Source organism: Psychrobacter sp. JCM 18902 (assembly GCF_904846615.1).
Classification (GTDB): Bacteria; Pseudomonadota; Gammaproteobacteria; order Pseudomonadales; family Moraxellaceae; genus Psychrobacter.
This window is the reverse complement of sequence record NZ_CAJHBK010000001.1, coordinates 2,333,456-2,350,018: the sequence shown is the minus strand read 5'-3', so window position 1 is coordinate 2,350,018 and position 16,563 is coordinate 2,333,456. Positions and strand designations below refer to the sequence as shown.

The following is a 16,563-nucleotide window of genomic DNA, read 5'->3' as shown; positions in this document are numbered from 1 at the left end:
AAAATAGGGTGTGATGTAATAATTAATAAGCAAGAGAATGGCCGTATTTTATCATGGACGGCGTATTATTGTATGGGCATAATTGGTAAGGAATCCGTAAATGAAAGCACTTATACAGCGCGTACGCCGTGCTAGTGTCACCGTCGATGCGCAGTGTGTTGGTACGATTGAGCAAGGCATATTGGCTTATATTGGTTTAGGGCCTGATGACGACCTAACAAGCGCCCAGCGCATGGTAGATAAAATCCTCACCTATCGTATTTTTGACAATGATGATGATCCTGCCAAGTACGGCAAACTGGATAAAAATGTCCAGCAAGTTGGTGGCGGACTATTATTGGTATCACAGTTTACGCTAATGGCAAAAACAGACAAGGGTCGTCGCCCTGACTTTGGTGGTGCGATGGCACCTGATGCGGCTCAAGCATTGTTTGCGCAATTGGTCGCCTATGCCAACACGCAACATTCAAACGTGGCAACTGGTCAGTTTGGCGCTAATATGCAAGTGTCGAGCGTCAATGATGGGCCATTGAATTTCTTGTTAGAAGTGAATTGAGTAAACTAAGCATTAGCCGTCACGAGACCTATGAACCGCTTAAAAGTTGAATGTCATTAAACTGTCATAATTACCCCGTTTAATAGAGAGCAGCAGGCGAGCATTTATCGCCTTTTTTGTCAGCCAAATGTTGTCCTCTAACACTGAGAATGCCGTATGTATAATGAGCAAATTTTGATTGTTGAAGATGAACCGGCGATTCGTGAAATGATCGTCATGACGCTAGAGATGGCGGGATTTGATAGTCTGCAGGCAGCGGATGTATCTGAGGCGCACCAACAAGTGGTCGATCACCGCCCTGCGCTGATTTTGCTAGATTGGATGCTACCCGGCGATAAAAGTGGCATTGATTTTTGCCGATTGCTCAAAAACGATGAGCTACTTGCTGAGATACCAGTCATTATGTTGACGGCTAAAAGTGAAGAGGACAGCAAGGTGCATGGCCTCGATGCTGGTGCTGATGATTATATGACCAAGCCTTTTTCGACACGTGAGTTGATATCTAGAATCAAAGCAGTATTGCGGCGTAGTAACGCGCTCAGTAGTGATAAATCTATCGAAATCGGCAATCTGAGCCTTGATCCCAAAAGTCAGCGGGTGACAGCGGCTGGTAAAGTGGTTGATGTTGGTCCTACGGAATATCGATTACTGGCATTTTTTATGAGTCATCCAGAGCGTGCCTATACGCGGACGCAGCTGCTAGACCAAGTATGGGGCGGTAATGTATATATCGAAGATAGAACCATTGATGTGCATATCAAACGTTTGCGGACATTATTACGACCGCATCAATGTGATACGTTGATACAGACAGTACGTGGGACAGGCTATCGATTTTCTAGCTTTATTGAACCAATTTAACTGACGGTTTTTATTCGCTATAAAAGCAGCATGTTAATCGCAGCACAGTGAAAAACGGCGAATAGTGATAAGGATGATGGATGAACACCCTAATATCGGCTCAAGGCGACCAACAAAATAAGTCACTGCTAGCAACTCAGCAGAATACAACGGATCAACTCAAAAAAATTAGAAGCGCACTACGCGCATTGCGAGATGCGGTGGTTTTGCTCAATGACGATGATGGGCTTGAATGGTGGAATCAGGCCGCCGAAGATTTAATGTTGTTACAGTTGTCAGATAAAGGTAAGTGCATTTTTGACTTTATTAGTGCGCCTGAATTTCGTCAGTATTATCAGGCAACGATCAACCCTAACGATGGTGCTCAGGATGGTGTACACATTGTCTCGTGGCGCGCGCCCAAGCGTTATCTAAAGTGTGAGCTCACGCCTTTTGGCGATGAGAAGCTGCTCATCATTTATGATGTGACGCGCTTGCATCATTTAGAAGAGATGCGCCGCGATTTTGTGGCGAATGTCTCGCATGAGTTACGCACACCGTTGACCGTCATGATGGGTTATCTAGAAAATTTTTCGGATCAGCCAGATATGCCGCCGCATTGGAAGCGCGGGTTTGAGCTGATGAGCCAACAGACTGCGCGTATGAATAGAATTGTGAATGACTTATTGCTGTTATCTCGCATCGAAATCGAAGAAACCCACGAGCTTAACTATATTGACATGACCAAGCTGCTGACCCATGTTTATGATGATGCGCAAGCGTACAATCAAGAATATGGGCATACCATTCACTTGCAGATAGACACTTATGACGGACTATATGGCTCAGAGATGTATCTAAATAGTGCGCTTTCTAATCTGGTGATTAATGCCATCAAATACACGCCCAAGGGCGGTAATATCGCCATTAGCTGGACAAAAACGTCAGAAGGTTGCCGATTTGCCGTCGAAGACAACGGTATTGGTATTGCACCTGAGCATATCGCACGGTTGACGGAGCGCTTTTATCGTATTGATAAAGGTCGTAGTCGGGCGACTGGCGGCACAGGGCTAGGTTTGGCAATCGTTAAACACGTCTTGTATCAGCATGAAGCCAATTTACAAATTGAATCAGTAGAAGGGGTAGGCTCGACGTTCAGTATGGTTTTCCCAGCTGCCCACATTAGATCAGCTGCGATACCCTAATATTTTTGTAAAAGTGGATAGGGGTTCACTGCACTGCCATTGATATAAATCCCGTAATGGACGTGCGGCGGCGTACCTTTTGCATTGCCACTGTCGCCGACGTAGCCGATGATATCGCCTACATTAACCCAGTCGTTTGGACTAATATCTGCACAATCTTCTAAATGCGCATAATAATGCCCTGCGCCTCCTGGTCCAACCACGACCACCACACGACCGCCTAACGTATTTTCACCAACTTTGCTGACGATGCCTTGTGTTGTGGCTCGTATTGGTGTGCCTCGTGCGGCAAAGATATCGATACCTTCATGACTGCGACCTTGACTGCGTGCAGCGCCCCATGTATCTGTTAGATGTTGCTCTGGAAGTGGACTGGGTAAGCTGTTTTCCGTCGGTAGTTCTTGCTGTAATAAACTGAGCTGTTGCCATTTTGCCATCACAAATGACTGAGTTTGTTGGCTGATACTGGGTAAGAGCCTATCAAATACAAATAATAGCATCAACAATACGACCGCTTTCATGAGTACACTGAGTACACGGCTTAAAAAGGTCGGCTTTTTCTTTCTCTTTGATTGCGGGTTACTGCTATCTGCTGGCATCTATCTCTCTTTAGTTTTTGAAATTAGTTTTTCTTATTATTATATAAGTGAAGTCGTCTATTCTTTGTATGCCATTGTTATCTCTAGTTTTTATCCCCATAAATATAACGCTTCTTTTAAAGTTTACGTATTTTTAAAACGTTGCATAAAATACCAATGTTGCTATCTATTATTGCTATCTATTATTGTTATCTATGGCTGAACTTTTATGACTGACACTGCGCTGATTATCGATACCGAAACCGATCAAGGTCGTGATCCGCGTCCGATTCAAGTGGCGACTATTAATGCGATGACGGGTTTTGAGTGGATGAAGTACTTTAATAGTGGTCGTTCGATATCACCAGTTGTCATTAGAATTCATGGCATTACTGATGATGATGTCGCTGGTCTTGAGCGCTTTGATTTAAAGGCGTTTGAGTTGCCGCAGTATTTGATTGGTCATAATGTCCGCTTTGATTGGCGGGTTATTGGCAGTCCGTCTACTAAGTTGATATGTACGGTGCGGCTGGCGCGTGTGGCTTTTCCAGAGTGGAGTGCTTATGGTCAGTCCAAATGTATCGAGCAATTATTAGGCAAAGAGGAAGCAAGCAGGATGACGATTGCCGCTCATGATGCGCTGGGTGATGCGCGTATGTGTTATCTGCTTTATCAGGCGTGCTGCGAGCGCCTAGCCATTGCACCGACGGATTTTGCTGCTGTCCATGCTATCGCCAATAAAGCCAATCCAGTGAGCAAAATGCCCTTTGGCAAACATAAGGGCACGCTGATTAAAGACGTGCCAATCAGCTACGTAAAATGGATGCTAGGTAATATCCATAATATGCAGCCGTCGCTTTATTCTGCCTTAACCAAGCGTGTCAAAGTAGAACAGGCAGCAAAAAATACGCCCTAAATAGAATTGTACTTGAATGGATTAACTAAACCGAGCTTATTGCTGCTTAGCTAGCCAATCAACCACCATTTGCCAAAGCTGCGGTGCTTTAGCGTTGGTTCTGCTACTAAAATAGCGCATATGACCGATGCTGTTTAGACCAAAGTCTTTGGGATCTAAAAACTGCTTTTCGACTGGCATTTTAGTAAAAACACGAATCATATCATCCATATTTTTGCTATTGGCAATATCATCATCACTAAACCCCAGCCATAATGATGGCATAGTAATGTCATCATAAAAGTGCGTTTGTATACTTTTGCCAAAGGCTGTTTTGATATAGCCTGCGCCATTACACCATTCGCGCCACTGCCGAGACACGCCCCGTGGTAGCGGTTCGCCCATACCAATTTTATCTGACGGCGTGTACCCTAACGTCAAGTTGGCGAGTGGAATAAAGGCATCCATAAACCCTATCGCTTTGAGTTTATAAGGCATGCTCATATTTTTAATACGACCTGATGAGCAGGCGACATTGAACACTGAAGCGAGCGCACTATAATTTGGCATCAAACCAATCAGCTGCCCGCCTGCACTATGACCAATTAAATGATAAGTGGCGTTGGCAAATTCATCTTGCAACGCATCAAGGACGGCTGGCATGTCATGGCGACCCCAGCTAATCAGCGATGCATCGCATTTAGCCAATGCAGACGACAGCGATTCACCGATGCCTTCATTGTCAAAGGTTAGTACACCAAAGCCATTTTCTGCTAAGTGAGTGGCAAAATTGTGATAAAACTGGCGCTTGATACCCGTTGCTGGCGCGAGCATAACCGCTTTTTTTACCTCGTTTTTAGGGCGATAGACAGTCGCTGCCAATGCCTGATTGCGCTCAGTCACGATACTCAGTGAATAAATATCCGCCTGATACTGTTTATTTTCCATGCTTTAACCTTCATATTGTTAGGGTTCTATGCGGTGTGGAGTGGTTATTTATTTGCAATTATTTATCAATAATTTGCTCTTAAAATGTAGTCATTACGTAGTGATAAACCGCTTAAATTAGCTGATAACCACCTGATAGCCACCTGATAGCCACCTGATAGCCACCTGATAGCCACCTGATAGCATCGCTTATGTTAAGATAAATGCTGGCAAGCAAGGCGTTCAATTGTGACTTTCAAGTTCTATGCTATTTATCTTGGGTGGTATTATCCATTAGGGTTTTAACGAGTAGTTAACAAAAACAATCGATATAAAAATTAAGGAAGCTATATGCAAATGAAAATTAACAATGACACTTATGAAGTCATTACCAGTCAAGACATTACCAATATTGAAAAAGCAGTGGATAAATCAACGTTAACGATGCCGTTGGTAGCGGTTTATTGTGGTTCGCGTTTGGGCAATAATGAAGTCTACGAGCAGGCAGCCCGCGAGCTGGGTAGTGCGCTTGCTGACAATGGCATGGGTTTGGTCTACGGCGGTGCGAGCATCGGGCTGATGGGTGCCGTTGCAGATGAGGTGATTCAAGGCGGCGCGCAAGCGGTCGGTGTGATTCCAACCTTTATGCTCAAACATGAGATTGCTCATGAGCAGCTGACTCGCCTGCATCTGACAGATACCATGCACACTCGCAAAACCGTGATGGCGGAGTATGCAGATGCTTTTATTACCTTGCCGGGCGGGCTTGGTACCTTAGAAGAAATTATGGAAATCGCTACTTGGCGTCAGCTCTATCAACATGAAAAACCGATGATTATTTTGAATATCAATGGTTTCTATGATCGTATGATCGAGCACTTAAAATATACGGCTGACCAAGGTTTTATGAAGCAAGAAGATCTGGAGCGTTTGGTGGTATGTAACACGATTAATGAAGCCATTGAGCTATTAAAAACAGTCGTAAAAATAGACGATGCAGTCGATACTGAAAGAATGGCTGGTAATTAAGAGTACATATTCTTATTTATAAATGCTTTGATCTGTAAATGCTTTTATATATAAATGTTTCATCTTTAAAAAAGGAGAGAAGGGCTGATCGTTAGCCATTCTCTCCTTTTTTTTGTTCAATTTTTAATAGAACGCTTTTTATATCTCAGTAGCACTTGCATCATTAACCGTGTTGAAACCCTTTAAAGTTGTCTCGCCAATACCGTGATTCACATCAGCCATTGCCAATGGAAAGCCTCGTTGCTCAGCCAGTGTACGCGCGAATTCATCAATCGCCACGCTATCGTGTTTTGTCAAATACGCCCAATTATGAGCATAACGATTGCGGTTGGCTGGCGTGTCATGATCAATTAAGCCAAGTTCAGTCAATTCATCAACGATTTGATCGGCAGCAATCAAAGTTGATGATGCTTTGACGTTTTCCGCACGAGCATAGCGAATATTAGAGTACAAGCTTACATCAGCCACTCGCAGCGTATCGTCCTCACCGGGAATTTGCTGCCCACCATATAGCGCGTTACCGACCGTACGTGCGCTATGGAAGGTCGGTACAAACTCCGCCACATAATCAATCGCTTGCTGACTACGCGCTTGTAACGGTGCTTTATCCCAGCCATCTTCGATGTAGTGCATATACTGCGGCGGCAGCTTAGGTTGGGCGCTGTCTTTGCTAGAGGCGACCAAGCCATCATCGAATAGCGTGATAAATTTGCTCATGCCATGTATTTGAAAATAACCACCGGGGTAAGGTGTGAGTTGTGCCATGCCTTCTGGTGTGCCGCGACTGCCATAAACGATAATCTCTGGTATCTGTCCGCCGGTATTATCCCAGTGGGTAATATAAGACGATTTAAACTCGACCATACGCGTGACTTTGACCCCGACCATATCGTCGATGACGCCAGTACGAAAACCGCAAGCATTGATTAAGTAATCCACTTCGATAGATTCGGTTGTATTTTTGGTCTCAGATTCGATTGTAAGCTGAGTTTCAGAGCTGGCAGCTCGCTGATAATCAATACGCCATTTAGTAACATGATGGTCTGCGTTTGAGCAATTTTCACAATCAACAGGCATGACTTGCTTAACCTGTGTATCGGTAAAGACGTGTGCATGCTCATAATCTGCTAATGCCAATTGCGCAGAGGCTGCCAAGCGAAAAATATTCCAGCCGTACTCTTGCACGACAATCAGTGGAAACTTGACTTTATTTAAGTCCAAATACTTAGCTACTGGTATCATCCATTCATCAACCGACCGCGGTACAGTGACTTGTTCACGTTCTGACAGCGCAATGAGTTGCTCATGGCTATAAAGCTGATAATAGTTTTCAGGTTCGCCCAACACTTTGTTATTAGCATCTTCGGCGATAAGCTTACGATACGCACCAGTCAAGATATCAAGACGTGGTAGCAAATCTTCTGGCAAGCCTTCATCGCGGGTTGGCACAGCAAATACTGTTGGGCGAACATCGATGGTATAAGGATAAAGGCGCAATATATCGATACATTGTTTGAGGAGAGCCACACAATCTTCATCAGGAATTTCGCGGTATAGATTGCCGCCAGCATGCAAGTGACACATCGGTGGACCATCAATCAGCGATTTGTTTTTTTCAAATACATAAGTTTCAAGCCCCAATGCCGCAAGGCGAATAGCAATGGTTGCTCCTGCCGTACCACCACCAAGAATACCGACACGTTTGGCAGAGTGCGCTTGGTTTTTCACTGGGTTTTTAATGAAAGAGTGAGTCATTGTCGTTGTTATATCCTTAATAGCAGTTACAGCAGGTCATGCTCGGTGTATTTGTTAAATGTTTTGCTCTAAAAATCTTATGTTAAAAAATTTGTCCTAATGGATCTTGTTCTAAGCCGTTTATAATTATTGATATGCGTGCAAAGGACGTCAAGTTCAATATGCATATGAAGCCGCAAGGGTCATATTTATCATTGTGTAGTAATTCTTAATCTGTATAGGGTATTCTACGAAAAATGACAACCAATATGATGGCAAATACGTAAGTAGATAGGTGAGTTTTGTCAATGAATGGCTATGCCAGTTTAACCAATTTGCAAATACATAAGCTTTTGTAAATTTATATAGGGATAGAAACGACTGCGCTGTTGCATATGCTATATTAAAACTGCTTGAAGTCAGCGGTAGGTTTTTTTTGCCGTTGAAATCATCTGACGATGAGAAAAATCCAAATAAAAACTTATGATGATAATCACAATCAAAATGACAAGGAAGTTATTATGAAACGTATGCTTATATTATCGGCTCTCACCGGTGTTTTAACGCTTACTGGTTGTACTACATTAAACAATGTATTCGGCAATGATGATTCTGGCATGCATGATGTACAAGCCACCAATAAAAATACCGCGCCAGTCGCGAGTAAAAACGGCATGTTAGTCGATGCAAGCAATCACATGACCTTATATACCTTTGACAAAGATGGGATGAATAAATCAGAGTGTGGTAGTGCCTGTCTAATTGCTTGGCCAGCATTTATGGCACCGAGTAATGCCAAAGCGTCAGGGCAGTTTGCAGCATTTCAACGCGAAGATGGCAAGTATCAATGGGCGGTAAATGGTAAACCGTTATATTTCTATGCCAATGATACAAAGGTGGGCGATAAAGATGGCGACAATAAACTGGGCGTTTGGCATATCGTCAAAACCAAGTAAAGTAAGCCCATTGTCTACCGAAATGAAAGACAATTAGCATCAAAAAAGCAGCCATTGTAATGGCTGCTTTTTTATTGGCTTGACTGATTAGAATCGTAAAATAACGCGATCAAATATCTGCCAAAGCTTCAGCTTGTTCAGTCTCCAAGATAGTTTCTTTAGTAGGCTCTTTTCTATATAGAGGGAAAAAGTCGGAGCGTAAATCATTTTCGGTGAACCAGCTATCAGCGACTAATGCTGCGTATTTTGCTGGATTAACGACGAGTCTATAGGTTTTGAATAATAACTCTTGTGAGCTAAACCCCTTTTTATACTCATACAAAGAATCTAGATTAGAGCCTACGCCGCCGCCAAGATGCAGTAATTTATAATGATTGGTTCTGCCCCAATCACGAGCCACATGGGTAATGAGTTTGGAAGGTTGTAGATGGGTATAGGCGTTGAGCGTGCCTCCGAGATGAAATTGCATAATGCCCGATTCTTTGCAGATCGTGTAGATAGAGGAGCCAATGGCTTTATTATCCTGATAGGCAGTTATCAGTAGTATTCTGTCTTGCAGATTTTCGAGCAAATTAAAAAAGTAATCATCATCAAAGAAGTAGTACTGATCTGCCTTCACCTGCGCCATCGTTTCTTTGTAAATATTGGAAAACATCACTGCATTCTCTCTGGTTAAGCGCTCAATTTTTGTCACGACATCCATTTTTAAGGCTTTTTTAATGCCTCTACGATGACGATTTTGAGTCTCGCTCCAGTGCTCCTCTTCAGATTTACTCAAGTCAGACATCAATGTCAATCCATGAGTGAGTGCTTTGCCGACCGTTGGTAGCCACTCTTTATTGATGATTGGATGCAGTCGCATGAATAAAGATACACAGCCTTTTGCTAAGAGAAAGCCCCTTACTTCTGCCAATATTATGTCTAATTCGGCATCAGTGAGAGACTTGTCCATGACAGGACCGCCGTAACCATAAGTAGAAGTCGCATCCCAATGCTCTGAGTCGATTTCTCTTATAATGAGAGGCAAAAAGATCTTTTTATTGTTATAAGTGGCAATCACTCCTTGAGGAGTGCCTTTATCTACAATAGCTGACGCAGCAATCCAACCAGATAAGTGATAAATATCAAAGTGATAATCAGCGATGTTGTTATCCCAGTCTTTATTTATCTCGGCAAAGTCTACCTGTACTGTATCCATCTTTCTGCTCCCTCAGCGTTATGTGTTATATTCGTAAATCCGTATATATGAATATAGCAATAAAAACTGAGGTTAACAAGCAAATGGAAAGTATTTATGCGATTTATTGAATATATATAAATGTCGAGTGAGTTGATTCATTATTGTCAAAAAAGCAGCCATCATAATGGCTGCTTTTTTTAGAGTATGTAGAGGAGGTAGCGATTTGTGCTTGGCTAAAAATTAGACTTATTTAGATTTTTTGTTGGTTTGCGCTTTTTTCTCTATCAACTCACCATCGATTTGGATCGGGACATTGGTGGTAATGCCATCTGCGAAAGCTGTCATATCATAGGCTGCGCGATCAATATTACCCGTTGCACGGAAGCCAATAACTGGCTCTTTGGTAAGAGGGCTGTTGGCGATTTTATTCAAAGTCACATCCAAAGTTAATGGTTTGGTTTGACCTAACATAGTAAAGTCACCTGTGACCTTGGCTTGTTGCGGATTTATAAATTTTACGCTGGTTGATTTAAAGGTCATGGTTGGATATTTGGTGACGTTAAAAAATTCAGCCTTTTTTAAATGCTCATCACGTGCATCCCAATTGGTGTCAATGCTATCAGTTGCAATGGTGAAGCTCATATTGGTTTTACTGGGTGCTTTAACATCGTAATTTACGACCCCTTTGACGTCGTTAAAATGACCCATGGTGGTCGAAAATCCTAAGTGATTGACAGAAAACCCCACACGGGTGTGCGAGTCGTCTAATTGCCATTGACTAGGTAATGCCGCACCTGCAACAGTGGTGAGTGCCAGTGCTGAGCTGATAAGCAGGGCTTTTGCGCTATTCTTCATAACAGTATTTATCATTATATTGTCCTTATTGAGTGTTTATAAATAGTGGGTGCTTGATTAATGAGGCGACATCAGACGGTATCCATCATCATTAACAAATGATGAATATCAAAAATAAATTATTAACTAAATCTAAAATTAAAATGTATATTGGTTATTTTAACTAATTTAATATTATACTAATATACCGTATGCCTCTCAACAAAATAGAGGTTTTGGTGACAACTTATCACATATATCACTCACAACTGTTGCTTGCGTCTAGCGGTAAAAACCGTTAAAATCGCGTTTTGATTTTCCCGCTGGGGAAAGGCTAAGTGAGCAGAGGAATGGTGTTGGGTGCTGGAATAAGCCAGTGACGCAGCTGCCATACTTATCAATGTCCTTAGTGCCTCAGTTACGTATGTCATGACTTGTTTGACACATCGTCTAAGATGGTGTTCAAGAGTGCTATACATACATCGGACATAGAGAGTTTATTATGCGTAAAGATATCCATCCTAATTACCAAGAAGTTTTATTCCATGACACTAACGCTGACGTGTTTTTCTTAACTCGTTCAACCGTTAAAACCAAAACCACTCGTGAATACGAAGGGTCAGAATATCCATACTACCCACTTGATATCTCAAGTGCGTCGCATCCATTCTATACTGGCGAACAACGCAAAACTTCTACTGAAGGCCGTGTTGCTAGCTTTAACAAACGCTTTGGTGCATTTGGTGGCCGTAAGAAAGCTGCTGATACTGACGCTGCAGAATAATTCACACGTATTGCGTGATATTATTTTGAGCATGTGTTTTTTCAAACATGCACAGCTATAGTGTTAAGAACATAAAAAAACCGCTGACTATTCAGCGGTTTTTTTTGTTTAAATTTTTAGAAGTAACGGCTCAATGGTTCTTAATCAGTCAACTCAGCATCGGAAGGGGAAGGGTTCAGTAACTGTATAATCAACTCTGACAATTGCTGCGCCCAATAGCCATACATGAGGCTGCTAGGATGAAAACCGTCACTGGCAAACATCACTTTGATATCGATTGGAGTACCGTTCGAATGCTCTGCTATCATTCGTGGAAAGTCAGTGGCCATGTAGGTGACACTATCATGAGCGGCGCAAACTTGCTGCAACGTGTTATCAAGGATAGAGGCTTTAGCACCCACAAAGTTACTTAGCGGGGCAGGTATCGCAGGCATTTGTGCCATCGGCGGTAGGCTTAAAAAAATCAACTCTCGCACGCCAAATTTACGCTGAGCGATAGCGATAATACTTTCAATTTGCTGTTGCCATTTATCCACAGAGACTTTAGAGGTGGTGTCGTTGACGCCGACACTCAGCACCATCACATCAACAGGCTGCTGGCTAGGCGCGGGTAGAACATAAAGCCTACGCAAGATATCAAAGCTGGTATGCCCCGTCGTCGCTTGCAATGACCAGTTCAGTATATCAAACTGGTTTTGGATAGCAGACTGCTGCGTCAAAACAGGAATTAAGTTACCGACAAGCGCCTCTTGCTGCGTCTCACTACCGACGCCAGCCGCCGCCGAATCGCCAACGACCATTAGGTTTAATGTTCGCTTGTGCGCATCTTTTGGCGACTCAATCGCGTCATTTAATTGAACTTGCCCGTGCCTTTCACCATTTGGCTCAGGTAGACGTACCGTATCACGCTTAATTTTGCGCCCTTGATAAAGATAAATAGGAGCAAGCAGTACATCTCTTGCCACCGAGGCGATTTTATTGCTATTTATCATATTGCTACCATCCTGCACGCTCCCGAATAGTGGTGAGATTGTCTTCAATTAATAATTTACCATCGACATAAATATCACGCAGTAGGTTATCTGCGTCTGCAGATAGGTCTTCAGCCTTGATGGTTTTTAGCTGTCCATTGCTGTTTTTGACCAGCGCCAAACGTCCCTTCTTTGAGCGTTTTGAGCGGCTGGTAATCGGGTCTTTATAGATGTCTGTCCATGTGCCATCGATAGAGATAGCACTGGCTTTCATCGCCCAGCTCATGGTATCGCGGTTGACTTGTTGTAATAGACCACCGCCCATACCAAAGGTCACATTCTCTGCGCTAAAGCCTGCTTTCATGACCACATCAATGATCTTAGTTAAGCTTTGTGGGCTGATGCCATCCCCTTGGATGACACGTACATAATCAGGCAGCACTTTATAGCCTTTACTATTAATCGTCGTTCCAAATTTTACTGCCAAGCGCTCTAAGGCTTCGCGAACCACTTTGGCAGGCTCACCACTATCGGGTCGGATAACCAAAGTCCCGCCCATATTTTTGACATCATCTTTTAAGCTGCCGCCCCAAATATTATCAATGGCGTTCCATAAGTCGTAGCTGTCAGAGACCACTGAAAAACTCTTACCAGCGCCGCCAAACTGCTCAATCATATTGGCAAAAGCAGCGGTTTCGCCATCACGACCCCATGCGGTCATGGTGCTATGCTCAGCGGCAGGAATAGAAAACGCGGGCATGTCCTTATCCATGTGATACCAACGGCTGGCAGCGACTAACGCCGTCATCGAATCGGTACCAGCAAAGTTCACCAAATGCGCTAAGCTGCCGAGCGCGACAGACTCTTGACTAGATGCCCCGCGCGAGCCGAAATCGTGCAAACGAAAAGTGAGTGATTCGGTATTGTCCGCAGATTTTTCTAACGCTTGACGAATGATGCCTTTGCAATAGTGCGAGACACTAGCGACGGTTGATGGATACCAGATGGCACGAAGCAAAGCAGTCTCGATATAGCTTGGCAGCCAATAAAACTCAGGATCAGTGTTGATAACTTGGCAGACGACGTTGGACACGGGTACGATGCTACCCTCAGGTATGGCTTCGATACGCAGTGGTAAATAACCACCATGTTTATCAACCAAACGCTCCCAGCCAGCACGGTTAAAGGTCAAACCATGTGCTTGAATGACCATTTCGGCTTCATCAATGTCTTGATGAGTGATTGGCGTGCTTAGATATTCTTTAATAAAGGCTTGCAAGCCAAAGAACACCACATCGTAGTCGCCTTTACGCGCCTCAATATAGCTGGACAGATACTCACTACCTTTTGGATATTGCACCCAATGTGAGGTTTTGTAGCTGTCGCTATTTAGAATTAAATTGTTTAAATTGCTGGTATACATCACAGAACTCCTCTGCTTTGAGTTGCCGTAGCTGCGTTAATGAAAGAACAGTTACGGCGGTTAGCCCTTGCTGTCTATCAGCTTGGGCGTGGAAAATTGTTAATGAAAAATCGGATAATCGCCTGATAAAATCCTACAAACCGACCATTTTAGTAATAATTGCATAATGGTCTTCAAACATCATGGTAGCGTCAAGCTCAGCGAGTGGTAACCAAAAAGCCGTGGCTGCATCGTCGCCGCCTTTTACTTTTGGCAAGCCTTTTGGGTCATTTTTAAGTTGAAAATAAAAGGCTTGAGTAATTGTACGACCACGTGCTGAGCGATATGGGTCATCAAAGGTATGCTGACTATGACAAGAGCCGCGCAATACTGGTTCAGGGACTTTTAGGCGAGTCTCCTCACGTAGCTCACGGATACAGGCATCGAATAAGGTCTCTTTTGGATTCAAAAATCCGCCTGGTAATGCCCACAGTCCGCGCCCTGGCATGCTGCGGCGCTCAACCAATAGAATATGTCCTGACTGGACAATCAGGGCATCTGCTGTCATAAAGGTTGGTGGATAAGGCGCTGATTCCCACTGTCTTTTATATTTATCAATAAAGTCCGCTTCTTCGTGCAGATTTTGATATTCGTCTGTCTTTTTGAAATCATTCAGAACCTTGCGCGTCGACTCAGGCGTGCGTTCAGGAGTCGGGGTCGCACCCATTAGATAGCTATCGCGAATTGGGGTGGCGGATAGATTGTGATAGCTCGGTACAGAGACGGACGCCCAGTTGGGGAATAGCGATAAATAATACGAGGAGCTGTCTTTGGAATGACCAATCAAGCCGATATCAGTTTGCAAATCACCAGTGACAGACTTCACGCCTGCTTGCACGTACTGTAGCCAGCGTGTGTCGTTGTAGAGTGCATCATCTAGAGCAACGCAGTGAATACGTGCTGCTTCTGCTGCTGAATATGCGCCTTTAATCATGGCAGCACGCTCAGCGACGCTGAAAGGATTTCGTAAACTACGCGGTAAGTTAGCAGAGCCGATCAACATAATGACATTATCAGCACGCTTTAATGCTTCGTCGATGACCGCTTTATGTCCACGATGGAAGGGCTGGAAACGCCCGATAAAAACCAAATAACGATAGTGTTTATTATCTTTAGCTGAAATTTGCTCTGATGATTCGCTCATATACGCCACTTTCCTACTACGGATATTTCATTGGTTAAAATTTATTGAGTAAAAAGTAATGACGCCAATACTGACACAGCCTATCACTCGCTGACAAGTATAAAGATGTTTAGAGGTGTGCGGTTTCTGATTATAGTCCGTACCATGCTGTAGTTAGGCTACAACCGCACCGCTATTTTAACGGGCATGCTGCTCAATCCACGCGGTAACTGTTGGCCAAATTTCGTGGGCGGCGTTACGACTGATCATAATGCGGCTGTGCGTATAATCGTCCAGATCTCCATGGCTGAGCGAGTATTCTCGAAAAATATTGGCAGGGTTTTTAAAGGGTTCAAAAAACAGCTGACAACCACGAGTAGGGGAGATGAAATTGTCGCCTTTTGCGCTGATAGCATAGATAGGTATCGTGATTTTTGGCATCTGTTGCCGGTAGTCTAAAGGTGCATCATCAGCGGCGCATGTATCCATGCTGGCTGTATTAAATGTACGTTGCTTAAGAAAACTGCTGTTAAAGTTTTTTTGTAGATTCCAGTCGTACCACTGGTTCATCATATGATAGCTTTCATTAAAAGGCCCTAGTTTGATTTTTTTAGCAGGGATATAGCCAACCAGCCGCGTGAATAATTTTGCTACAAGAATTTTAGTATGATTTATCGGATTTATTGCAGCGCCATAAGCTTGGCAGGCAAACATGCTGGCGCTATTAATTTTATCGATATAGCAGGGATGCTGGATCAAAAACATCGTTAAGCCAACCCCGCCGCCGCTATGGGTGACGCAATGTAGATTATCGAGTTTTAAATCCTCAAAAAGATAGCGAAAAGTCGCTTCATAGTCATAGGTTGCAACCGTTTCGAAATTGAATTTTTCTTTGGGTATTGAGCTTGCGCCATGACCGCGCCATTCCATGATGTAGCAATGATGACCGAGGCGGGCTAGATACTCAGCGATTTTCAAACAGGTTTGTTTGTCCGAAAACGTGCCGTGCGTCAAAAATATGTTTTGCGATTTTATGGCAAAGGTATTGGTGGTAGAGGTATCGTTCTTTGTTTCGTCTTTTGTATTATCCACAATCTTCCAAACGGCTACTTGTTCGTCGTCTTTGGTCGTTACTAGATTCAGTGTTTGTGTCATCATAAGATTGATCCAACTAAAATATGAAATTTCTGCTAGCTCAAATGTAATGTTTAACAATGAAAATTATAGTAATAAATATAAAGATGCTAAAAAATTGCGTTATAAAATAACGTTTGAACATCCTCTTTTCTTTGATATCTAAGCGATCTCTATAGTCAATATAAAAGAATATCAACTGGAGTAATGGATTACGAAAAAATACCAACGCTACATGAATTTTGATATAGCGAGACATAATTTCTTTTACAGCTTTGGTATAGTCAACACCCTCCGGTACTAAAAGCGCGACGACTATAATAAGGGCAACAAGAATGCCTAATATAATAATCAA

General features: G+C 43.2%; 16 protein-coding genes. 7 read left to right on the top strand and 9 right to left on the bottom strand.

The window, feature by feature from the left end; genetic code table 11:
- Nucleotides 1-100: 100 nt before the first annotated feature.
- From dtd to phoR, 3 genes are all read left to right on the top strand, one after another.
- Entirely contained in the window at nt 101-556 is a 456-nt protein-coding gene (dtd, locus tag JMY05_RS09670) for a D-aminoacyl-tRNA deacylase (RefSeq protein WP_045447945.1), read from the top strand.
- 156 nt (nt 557-712) lie between these two features.
- Nucleotides 713-1,417: a phosphate regulon transcriptional regulator PhoB gene (gene phoB / locus JMY05_RS09665; RefSeq protein ID WP_201502573.1), complete on the top strand. Its 705-nt coding sequence runs from the start codon at nt 713-715 to the stop codon at nt 1,415-1,417.
- Between the two features lie 80 nt (nt 1,418-1,497).
- Nucleotides 1,498-2,601: a phosphate regulon sensor histidine kinase PhoR gene (phoR, locus tag JMY05_RS09660; RefSeq protein ID WP_201614934.1), complete on the top strand. Its 1,104-nt coding sequence runs from the start codon at nt 1,498-1,500 to the stop codon at nt 2,599-2,601.
- Here phoR and JMY05_RS09655 read toward each other — a convergent pair.
- Complete coding sequence (locus tag JMY05_RS09655) at nt 2,598-3,200, bottom strand: M23 family metallopeptidase (protein WP_045447948.1); 603 nt, start codon at nt 3,198-3,200, stop codon at nt 2,598-2,600. The genes phoR and JMY05_RS09655 overlap by 4 nt on opposite strands.
- A 208-nt stretch (nt 3,201-3,408) precedes the next feature.
- Between JMY05_RS09655 and JMY05_RS09650 the strand changes: the two genes are divergently transcribed.
- Nucleotides 3,409-4,095 (top strand): putative quorum-sensing-regulated virulence factor, encoded by a 687-nt coding sequence (locus JMY05_RS09650; RefSeq protein ID WP_201614932.1) that lies wholly within the window; start codon nt 3,409-3,411, stop codon nt 4,093-4,095.
- Nucleotides 4,096-4,131: 36 nt separating this feature from the next.
- On the opposite strand, the gene JMY05_RS09645 is transcribed toward JMY05_RS09650, so the two are convergent.
- Nucleotides 4,132-5,022 (bottom strand): alpha/beta fold hydrolase, encoded by an 891-nt coding sequence (locus JMY05_RS09645; RefSeq protein ID WP_201614930.1) that lies wholly within the window; start codon nt 5,020-5,022, stop codon nt 4,132-4,134.
- 330 nt (nt 5,023-5,352) lie between these two features.
- Between JMY05_RS09645 and JMY05_RS09640 the strand changes: the two genes are divergently transcribed.
- Entirely contained in the window at nt 5,353-6,030 is a 678-nt protein-coding gene (locus JMY05_RS09640) for a TIGR00730 family Rossman fold protein (RefSeq protein WP_201614928.1), read from the top strand.
- Between the two features lie 138 nt (nt 6,031-6,168).
- Here JMY05_RS09640 and JMY05_RS09635 read toward each other — a convergent pair whose 3' ends face one another.
- A complete protein-coding gene (locus JMY05_RS09635; protein ID WP_201614926.1) occupies nt 6,169-7,785 on the bottom strand; it encodes an FAD-dependent oxidoreductase in 1,617 nt (538 codons plus the stop codon).
- A gap of 500 nt (nt 7,786-8,285) precedes the next feature.
- Here JMY05_RS09635 and JMY05_RS09630 point away from each other — a divergent pair, with 500 nt between their 5' ends.
- Nucleotides 8,286-8,720 (top strand): hypothetical protein, encoded by a 435-nt coding sequence (locus JMY05_RS09630; RefSeq protein WP_045447953.1) that lies wholly within the window; start codon nt 8,286-8,288, stop codon nt 8,718-8,720.
- A gap of 109 nt (nt 8,721-8,829) precedes the next feature.
- On the opposite strand, the gene JMY05_RS09625 is transcribed toward JMY05_RS09630, so the two are convergent.
- A complete protein-coding gene (locus tag JMY05_RS09625; RefSeq protein ID WP_045447956.1) occupies nt 8,830-9,918 on the bottom strand; it encodes a peptidoglycan bridge formation glycyltransferase FemA/FemB family protein in 1,089 nt (362 codons plus the stop codon).
- A 228-nt stretch (nt 9,919-10,146) separates the two neighbouring features.
- Complete coding sequence (locus tag JMY05_RS09620) at nt 10,147-10,770, bottom strand: YceI family protein (RefSeq protein WP_045447959.1); 624 nt, start codon at nt 10,768-10,770, stop codon at nt 10,147-10,149.
- A gap of 466 nt (nt 10,771-11,236) precedes the next feature.
- Here JMY05_RS09620 and JMY05_RS09615 point away from each other — a divergent pair, with 466 nt between their 5' ends.
- Complete coding sequence (locus tag JMY05_RS09615; RefSeq protein ID WP_011281173.1) at nt 11,237-11,518, top strand: type B 50S ribosomal protein L31; 282 nt, start codon at nt 11,237-11,239, stop codon at nt 11,516-11,518.
- Nucleotides 11,519-11,658: 140 nt separating this feature from the next.
- Here the strand turns inward: JMY05_RS09615 and JMY05_RS09610 are convergent, their stop codons facing one another.
- The 4 genes from JMY05_RS09610 to JMY05_RS09595 all read right to left on the bottom strand — a co-directional run bounded on the left by JMY05_RS09610 (nt 11,659) and on the right by JMY05_RS09595 (nt 16,232).
- On the bottom strand, nt 11,659-12,510 hold the full coding sequence (locus JMY05_RS09610) for an SGNH/GDSL hydrolase family protein (protein ID WP_045447963.1): 852 nt from the start codon (nt 12,508-12,510) through the stop codon (nt 11,659-11,661).
- Nucleotides 12,511-12,514: 4 nt separating this feature from the next.
- Entirely contained in the window at nt 12,515-13,912 is a 1,398-nt protein-coding gene (locus JMY05_RS09605) for a nicotinate phosphoribosyltransferase (protein ID WP_201614924.1), read from the bottom strand.
- Between the two features lie 133 nt (nt 13,913-14,045).
- Nucleotides 14,046-15,095 carry a bifunctional nicotinamide-nucleotide adenylyltransferase/Nudix hydroxylase gene (locus tag JMY05_RS09600; protein WP_045447966.1) on the bottom strand — a complete coding sequence of 350 codons (1,050 nt, stop codon included), beginning with the start codon at nt 15,093-15,095 and terminating at the stop codon, nt 14,046-14,048.
- 177 nt (nt 15,096-15,272) lie between these two features.
- Nucleotides 15,273-16,232 carry an alpha/beta fold hydrolase gene (locus tag JMY05_RS09595; protein ID WP_045447969.1) on the bottom strand — a complete coding sequence of 320 codons (960 nt, stop codon included), beginning with the start codon at nt 16,230-16,232 and terminating at the stop codon, nt 15,273-15,275.
- Nucleotides 16,233-16,563 lie beyond the last annotated feature (331 nt).